We start from the raw sequence: 9,266 nt of genomic DNA on the forward strand, positions 1-9,266 counted from the left end.
ATAGCCGTCGCCAAGGCGGTTAGGACACTCGAGAAATCAAGCTCAAGGCTCGCATTTTCTTCTCTCCCCCTACTCACCGCGATTGCCTGCTCAAGAAAGCTCACCTTCACGATGCCTAAACCGCCCTGACGGTTGCTATACCTGTCAAGGGGTGTCGGGTGTGGGGTGTATTCCTCAAGTTGTCGATAAATTCGTCCTAACTGATACTGCCATTGATAGGCGATATCCCAGGCTCGGATCGATTGGGCGATCGCTGTAGCGGATTGGGTGAGTTCCAGGGCGAGAGCGAAGTTCTTTTCCTGCTCGTACAATTCTCCCAAGATTCCTAAGGCATAGGCTTTCGCCCGAGGGTTGCCTAAGTCGTTTGCTTGCTCGAGTGCGTCGCTGGCATACTCAATGGCTTGCGGGTTCTGTTGCCACTGGCTGAGGCTGCGGGCAAAATTCAAGCGAGCGTAAATGGCTTCAATGGGGGTGAGGGCGGTGGAAAATGGCGCTTCGAGTAATATTTCGACTAAGGGAGAAATGCGTAAGGGAGAAACGCGATCGCGAACATCGCGCCAGGTTGGCTCGAATGTTGCCCCAATGGGGTCGGGAACACTGTCTAACCAACGGCTGACGTTTAACAGAAGACTGAGACGATTGAGTTTGGCTCGAATGCCAACGGATGCCCCAAGATTATCATCGGCTTTTTCATAGGCATTCAGGGCTTTTTGGACGGCTTCGATCGCCCGAGCGAAATCGTCGCTATTTCTCGTGCGATCGAACAGGTTCCGCTGTTGCCGATACTGCGCTGCATGGGTATTGCCCAAACTCAGCCAAGCCGCCTCGATCTCTGGGGTGGCGTTCAACCCCCGCGCGATTTCCAAACTGCGAGTCAGTGCCAACTCCGATCGCTCTAAATGTCCGATCGAGACAAGAACATCCCCCAAATGCCGCAATCCAATGGCGTTGATGGATGATGTCATCAATTCTGGCAGGACCATTTCTGCTTCTGGAAAAGGTTCGCACCAGTCACGGTCTGTAACGTCCAACGCATCGAGCAAAATTTTACACGCCCGGCGCGTTCGACCCAGTGCTTGCAAGGCGAGGCTTTGGTTGATGAGGCTGCCGGTCATCCCGTCTCGATCGCCCAGATGAGTATAGATGTCGTAAGCTGCCTGCCAAGTTTCTAATGCGGCCCGAGCCTCTCCTACGGCTAATTGTTCGTGTCCTCGCAGGGTAAGAGATGCGGCTTCTTCTCGTTCTTCTCGATCGCTCGTTCGGGACAGCAAGAAAGAGTTGCCAGCATATGTCGGTGTATTTGTCAATATTCCCAATCCCCACACAACAGCGGCGATCGGCACCAGCAATCTATATTTCACCATTCTTTTTGCCCCAATCTCCAGAAATCGCTCCAACCGGCAAACGCTATATTGCCCTGGAGCTTCTTCTATCAATCCCAAGAAATGACCTTTACATCATAGAGACTTTCAATCCACACCTTGGCACCACAAGGGAGTGGTTTATCCGGAGAGTACACAACCTGACAGGCTCCGGGGATTTCCACCCGATGCCCGTAGATATTGCGGCTTCCCTTCTTGGCGGTAATCACGGGCTGTCGGTCTTGGTGATTGCAATTGTGCTTAATTTTGTGGGAGTTGACGTGAACGATGGTTTTGGTGGGTACTTTTTGCTTATCCCATTTGGGCTTGGGGCCGCGATCGCATTTCTCGATGATGACTTGACCGTTAAACAGAGGCATCAGCCAGACTTTACCCGTTTTGTAAGCCCCTTTGACTCGACCGGCTTTAAGGAGAACTCGCAATCGAGCAGTGGAGATATTTAAAGTCTTGGCAGCTTGTATTGTACCGACAATCTTTAACATATTTCGTTACCGCAATAGTAACAGGTAGAGATTTAGAACTTTTTTAACGTGAGTTCGGGATAAGCTGAATCCCTGATTCTGCCGTTACTGATTTTCAGCATTTGTCGGTCTCAAACCTGCATTCTCTCGTTGAGGCAGTTAAAAATCGACTCTTAACCCGAACTGACGTTTTTTATGTTGTTTCATAATGGATGCCCTTCCGTCAAGGGTCAACGAGATTTCAAGAGTTTTACTCCCCCTTGTCCCCTTGTCCCCTTGTCTCCCCCTCTGCCATACATACAGTGATAGCTTATCCATTTTGACAGGGACGCGGGTGAGCTTCAGAGCCATAGGGTGTCACCGTGGGAGCTTCCACCACCAGTTCGATCTGACCGTCGTCGTTGACGATCCAACCTTGAGCTTCCACCAGTGGATCGGTCTCGATATCGTTTTTGGCTGCCAGCTCCGATGAGATATTGGCAACGAGGGGATCGATCCAACCTCGGCTGCTGGTGAGGGGGTCTGTGGGACTCGGAGGTCGTCCCCCACTGCCGGTATTGATAAATTCGCTGCCTTCCAACCGATCGAATCGACAGCGTTCGTCCACTAAACTGGTGGGATCGACCACTTCGACAGGCAAGTCGATTAACCCAGATGCGGGATCGACATCGGGTAGATCGATGGTCACCGTTCCATCGGTTCCGAATTGGGAACTGGCGGTAATATCGCTGAGGGTGGTTTCCCCCTGCCGAAATTCAGTGCCGAAGATACCTTGGGCGGCGATATTGACGTTGCCGCCATTTCCCTCAAAGGCATTGGCAGAGATATCGCTATTTTCGCGGGGAATCGCCACCAGCAGGGGAGTGTCGATGTTTATATTCCCCCCATTGCCACTGGCGGCCAAAATCCCTGCGGTGGTCGAAACCTGGCTGTTACGGCGCAATCGCAATTGGTCTCGGACATCGAGAGTGATATTGCCCCCTTCGCTGGCATTAGTAATGGCGATAATGCCACTGCCACCGTCGAGTTGCAGCAGCTCCGTCCCAATCTCGATATCGCCCGCATTTCCCGTCACCTGGGCATTACGCAGCCGCTGGGCAAGTTCTTCAGAAATTTTTTCTAGGGTTTGAGTAATCGTTGCTCCCGGAGCAACTTCGAGGAACTGTCCCACGTCTTCGATTTCGTTATCGCGCAATGTGCCAAAAATCTCAAAAAAGCCTTCAACGGCAAACGGAACGCGGGTCTCGTCAACGGTACGAGCAGAAACAGTAATCTGCCCGCCCTCACTGACAGTTAACTCGGCGGTATTGACTTCAATATTGCCGGCATTCCCGCTGCCAAAGGTTTGATTGTACAAGCCGCTGGGAAATCCGTCGATCGAAGTACCGCGAATTTCAACGGACTCCGTTGCATTGACGATGATATTACCCCCCTGACCGCTCAGATCTAGATCGAGAAATCGAGCGACATTCCCTAAATCTACAGAAAATGCTGAAGCCGAGAGAGCTGCACCATCTCGCACAATTAATCGGTTTGTATTGACCACCAAATTCCCGGCGACACCCGCACCGAAAGCATCTGTAAACAAACCACTAATAAGGGTTAAATCCGTGGCGGGACCGAAGAGTTCGACAGATTCCGTGGCATTAACCGTCAACTGTCCTCCCTGACCTCCGAGGACTGTGACCGTCGCAATTAGAGCCCCATCTTGCAATCTCAATCGTTCGGTATTGATGGTGATATCCCCAGAATTTTGGAGGCTACCCGTCGAGATTAAACTGGGTCCGCGACCTTCCCCCACCCTGTCTTGAGTAACTTGGGTCATTCCCCTCAAATCGACGGATTCCGTCGCCGTTATCGTCACGTTGCCGGCACTTGCTCCTGGGACTCCCACTCCGGAGAAAATCACAGCTCCATCTAAAAAAACATTTCGAGCCGTTAGATGAATCTCTCCTCCGGTACCCGAAAAAGATGAAACTGGGTTGAATCCTCTGTCGGCTGAAGATAGACTTGTGATGATTATGCCCTCAACTAAAAATAAATCGAGTCCGCTAACGATGGTGACATCTCCTGAAACTCGATCTCCAAAGGTTCTAATTTCACCTAACTGAATATTGCCATTGGCTCTCAGATCGACCGAACCACCTTCAACCCCTCCACGGACGGTGATTCGATCGATGCGAATATCGCCATCGGCTCTCAAAAACACCGAACCCGCATTAACCCGATCGTTAAAGACCTGAGTATTGAGTCCTGTACCCCCGACCCTATCAGTTCGATCGCGGTTGCTCGTATCGATGCTGCCACCACTCTCAATGTGAATGTCTCCACCGCGAGAAAACAGACCATCTGTCAAGATGTCCCCATGGGCGATTAACACGATCGCACCACCTGGGGTAATATCGTCCGTCTCGGAAAGTGGATAACTCTGCAGTTGTCCCGATCGAGTATCGATGGTAGCGCCACTCTCGATGCGAATGTCTCCACCTCTCGATCGGAGATTATCTGTCCAGATGTCCCCATCTGCGATTAACACGATCGCACCTCCTGGGGTAACACCGTCCGGCTCGGACATCGAAAGGATTGGATTACTCTCCAGTTGCCCCGAGCGAGTATCGATGCTGCCGCCACTCTCTAATTGAATATCTCCCCCTCCAGAAATCAGACTCGCGCTCGAGATATCGCCATCAGCCCTGAAAACAATGGCACCACCCCGACGATCGTCCAAGCTGGAATTGAGTTCGCCCGATCGAGTATCGATCGTCCCGCCACTCTCCAATTGAATATCTCCACCCCCCGATCGAATCACACTCGTCACGGTGATATCCCCCGTCGCGGAGAAATCGAGGGGTCCTCCTTGGGCGATAATTTCCCCCAGGATTAAATTGCCAGCTCCGTTGAGGGTTGCCGTCCCGGCTGCCACATGACTAACGGCAATATCTCCCGAGGCGATCGCTTCACCCGATTCTGTGAGTTCGACTCGATCGCCGGTCACCGTTAACCCCAGTTCGCTCCCACCCTGGATAAACTGCGCTAAATCTGGGGGAATCGTTCGATCGATGTCCGAACTCAACATCGTTGAAAGCATCACTTCGCCATCCGGTGCGGCCAGTTCCCCAGTACTCACCACCGTTCCCCCCATCAGAGTTAAATCTTGCTGCGGTGCAACTCGTAAATTGCCCCCATTGACGATCGCCCCCGCCCGATTCGAGCCGAATTGCAATCCCACCGGAACGCTTACCGTCAGTAGAGGCGATGCCTCCGTACCAACACCAGAACGGGTATCGTAAAAACTGCCATCTTCAAACAGCACCCGATCGGCACTGCTACCCACAAACGACCCCCCAATATCCAACCGGGCATTGGGACCGAAGGCAATACCGTTGGGATTGACCAAAAACAAATTGGCGACACCGTTGGCGCGGATGAGTCCGTCAATCTGGGAGATATTTTCCCCCGTCACGCGAGTAATGACGTTTTCGATGGTGATGGCATTGTTAAAAAATGCCTCGTAACCCGCCCGCAGGGAAAAGTCTTGGAAACTGTGAAAGAGATTTGTCCCAGCAGCCGTTCCGCCTTCAATGGTGAGAATATTTCCATTGGGGGTCACTGTTGAATGGATGGGTAAGGTGCCATCGGGAACAATTTGGGCAGCGATCGGTTGAGCGATCGCCAAACACCACAAGCTACTGGCGATCGAAACTCGAATAAGATTTTGTTTCATCGAAAAATGGAGCGCTCGAGGTTCTTCCATCTCAAAGACCCCTCGAAAGATTCAAAATTCGATCGAACTCAAGAATTGATGTTATGTCGCAAGCAACCCGCACCTCAACATATTTTAGCTGTAGCATGCAATGTGCAATATTTTTGCGCTCGCCATATGGCAAGGGAATGCTTTTTAGAATCGATGCGTTCGCGAAGCGTCTCATGCAGGAGAATCGAGCATGGGAATGGAACGAGATTGCAAGGAGCGCGCTCTCCCCCACACCCTACACCCCATATCCCACACCCCATATCCCGAACTGACGTTATAGTTAAATTTATTGGCAATGCAGAGGTGCGAGGGCAATGAAATCGTTAGCCTGGAGTTGGGTACTGCTACCGCTATCGATATTAATGAGTTGGGGGTGGAGCGATCGGGCAAGTGGAGCCGTCGTCGGTACCCAACCCACCTTCGAGGGGGAAATCTTCCTCGCCTCCCACGAACGAGTGCGGCAAAGCCGGAGACTGTACGAAGCCGGTCAGTTCGCAGAAGCGGCCGACATCCTCCAACAGGCTGCAGATACCTTTGCCGCCGCCGGAAATCACCGCGCTCGCGCCATTGCTTCGAGCAATCTGTCTCTGGCATACCAGCAATTGGGACAATGGAGTCAAGCGCAAGGGGCGATCTCCACCAGTCTCGAAGCGTTGGAGTCTGTGGAAGGTAACGCCGACCCGATTTTTGCCCAAATTTTGCAGGTTCGCGCCCAATTGGAATTGGCAACCGGACAGGCAGACGTGGCTTTGGAGACTTGGAAACAGGCGGCTCGGATGTATGAGACTCTCGACGACGATGCGGGTCGATTTTCCAGCCAAATCAACCAAGCTCAGGCATTGCAAGCGATGGGTTTCTACCGACGAGCACTCAAGGTTCTCGCCCAGGTGGAAGACGCTTTGCGCGATCGCCCCGATTCAGCACTCAAAGCTCAAACCTTATTGGGATTGGGCAACACCCTGCGAGTGGTGGGGAAGTTGGAACGCCCCGAACCCCCAGAAATAGAAGAGACTCAGAATCCTGACGAGACGATCGCACCCGTCGAAGTATCAGAAAATGCAACGACAACCTCTCAAGCATCCAATGACGATCCAGACGACGATGAAGAAAATCTCAATGCCAGCGAGGTTTTATCAGAGAGTTTAGAAATCGCCACTCGGTTGAACTTACCCGAACTGCAAGCAAAAGCCCAGTTGAGTTTGGGGAATACCGCTCAATCTCTGGCGCAACGGGCAAAAGAGTCGCGCGATCGCTTCAGGGAAGATAGCCCCGACAACAATCGTTCCCAAAGAAATCGGGAATACTATAACCAACGCTATCTCGAGCAACTCGATCGAGCACTCTCGAAATATCAGAGTGCGGCGAGTCGATCGGGAATCACCCCCCAAACTTGTATCAACGCGACGGGTGAGTCGGGAGTTGACCCCCAAACCTGTATCGATGCCCAACTCAATACGCTGCGGCTGTATATAGAAGATGGGGAGTGGGAAAAAACTCGGGAACTGATACCGGAACTTCAGACACAAATTGGGAGGCTGACACCGGGGCGATTTTCTGCAAACGCGCGGGTGAATCTGGCGCAAAGTGCGATCGATATTTTCCAGTCTAATTCCTCTGGGATGGGTGAAGTCTCCTCAGCAGATATCGCTCGATTACTACAAGAAGCCGTTGGGGAAGCCGGCAGCTTGAAGGATCTTCGAGTCGAATCCTTTGCCTTGGGCACTTTGGGCAAACTCTACCAATTGACGGGACAGTTCGCGATCGCTCAAGAGGTGACGGAATTGGCCCTCAAACGTTCTCAAGCGGTGCGAGCATCGTCGATTTCCTATCAGTGGCAGTGGCAGTTAGGTCAGGTGCTGAAGGTGCAAAACAAACGGGAAGAAACGATCGCTGCCTACTCTCAAGCGGTGGCAACCTTGCAAACCCTGCGCGGGGATTTAGCGGCTATCTCGCCGGATTTACAGTTTTCCTTCCGGGACAGTATCGAACCCATCTATCGAGAGTTTGTCGATGTGTTGCTGCAACGGGAAGATGGAGAACAGATCTCTCAAGACAATCTCAAACTCGCTCGCGATACTATCGAAGCACTGCAACTGGCCGAGTTAGATAACTTTTTCCGCGAAGCCTGCATCGATGCCAAGCCCAAAGAAATTGATGAGGTCGATCCCAATGCGGCAGTGATTTACTCGATCGTTATCGGCGATCGGCTTGAAGTGATTGCAGCAGTGCCAGATTCGACTCAAAACTCGACAAAGGATGAGACGGATGAGGTCGAACCCACTCTGGTTCATGTAACAACCCAAATCGATTCCAATACCCTCGACGATACTGTTTTGAAGGTGCAGAACAATACGCGAGGTCAGGCGATCGTGGCGGTATTTGAGGACGATGTTGGCAACAATCGCGAACCGTCCCTAGAAGCATTTCAGCAAATGTACGATTGGTTGGTACGCCCGATCGAAGACGAACTCGCCGCCACTCAAGTGGAAACACTCGTCTTTGTACTCGATGGGGTGTTGCGAAACCTGCCGATGTCAGTATTGCACGATGGCCAGAAGTATCTCATCGAAGATTATGCGATCGCCCTGACACCGGGATTGCAACTGCTGAGTGTTAACCCCATTCAAGAGGTTGGGTTGACGACGCTCGCGGCCGGATTGAGTCAGATGCCGGCCTATGCCCAAGAACTGAATTTTCAAGATTTAGACGGAGTGGAGCGGGAGTTACGTCAGATTGCCGGCATCGTTCCCAGCCAACAGCTACTCAACGAAACGTTTACGACAATTAGCTTGCAAAATAATATTGCCGCCACGGCTTCGGCGATCGTTCACCTGGCAACCCACGGTCAGTTTAGTTCGAATGCCCAAGAAACCTATATCCTCGCCAATGATGCACTCATTCGAGTCGATGCCCTCAACCGCCTCCTGCAATCGCGCGATGGACGCAAAACGGCGATCGAACTGTTGGTGCTCAGTGCTTGCGAAACCGCCCTCGGGGACGATCGGGCCGCACTGGGGCTAGCGGGAGTCGCCGTGCGGGCGGGGGCACGGAGTACCGTGGCATCGTTATGGGCTGTTGGCGATGCGTCTACGGCCCAACTGATGACGCAATTTTACCAAGAGCTGAAAACCTCTGGCATTAGTAAAGCCCAGGCCCTGCGGAATGCCCAGCTCAGTTTGCTCGATGGAGAGAATACCCAATTTCAGCACCCCGGGCAATGGGGGGCATTTGTCTTAGTCGGAAACTGGCAGTAGGTGGCTTGGGAAAGATCGATATCTTTACGGTTTGTTACACTTCGGGCTAGATTTCCTCATGAATAGAATCGGTCTCACGCCATGCCCAATCAGGGCTTCAGTATTATGGTGAATTCCGATTTTGTATTTTCATAAGTAAAAGTTATGAGAGTAATGCCTTCACAAAATCAATTTTTTGTTTACAAAAAAAAATAATGTGGTTAATATAGTTTCAGAAGGCAAGCGGACAACGCCTGTTCTTCAAGAACCTTGAAAAATAAATACCATTGCAATTATGACCACCACCATTCAGCAGCGCGAAAGCGCTTCCGTGTGGGATCGGTTCTGCAACTGGATCACCTCCACCGAAAACCGGATTTACGTCGGTTGGTTCGGCGTGTTGATGATTCCTTGCTTGCTAACCGCCACCATTTGC

The 9,266-nt window shown here is 51.8% G+C and carries 3 protein-coding genes and 2 pseudogenes; 2 read left to right on the top strand and 3 right to left on the bottom strand.

Going from position 1 to position 9,266, the window contains the following annotated elements:
• The 3 genes and pseudogenes from AC2215_RS03690 to AC2215_RS03700 all read right to left on the bottom strand — a co-directional run.
• A pseudogene (locus tag AC2215_RS03690) lies at positions 1-1,364 on the bottom strand (hypothetical protein); the annotation flags it as partial.
• A 68-nt stretch (positions 1,365-1,432) separates the two neighbouring features.
• The gene (locus AC2215_RS03695) at positions 1,433-1,864 is read right to left on the bottom strand and encodes a DNA-binding protein (protein ID WP_486808605.1); all 432 of its coding nucleotides are present in this window, start codon (positions 1,862-1,864) and stop codon (positions 1,433-1,435) included.
• A gap of 289 nt (positions 1,865-2,153) precedes the next feature.
• On the bottom strand, positions 2,154-5,567 hold the full coding sequence (locus tag AC2215_RS03700; RefSeq protein WP_486808606.1) for a two-partner secretion domain-containing protein: 3,414 nt from the start codon (positions 5,565-5,567) through the stop codon (positions 2,154-2,156).
• Between the two features lie 344 nt (positions 5,568-5,911).
• Here AC2215_RS03700 and AC2215_RS03705 point away from each other — a divergent pair, with 344 nt between their 5' ends.
• Both AC2215_RS03705 and AC2215_RS03710 read left to right on the top strand, forming a co-directional pair.
• Complete coding sequence (locus tag AC2215_RS03705) at positions 5,912-8,851, top strand: CHAT domain-containing protein (RefSeq protein WP_486808607.1); 2,940 nt, start codon at positions 5,912-5,914, stop codon at positions 8,849-8,851.
• A gap of 274 nt (positions 8,852-9,125) precedes the next feature.
• Positions 9,126-9,266 (top strand): annotated as a pseudogene (locus tag AC2215_RS03710) (photosystem II q(b) protein); the annotation flags it as partial.

It is taken from the genome of Zarconia sp. (assembly GCF_057467645.1).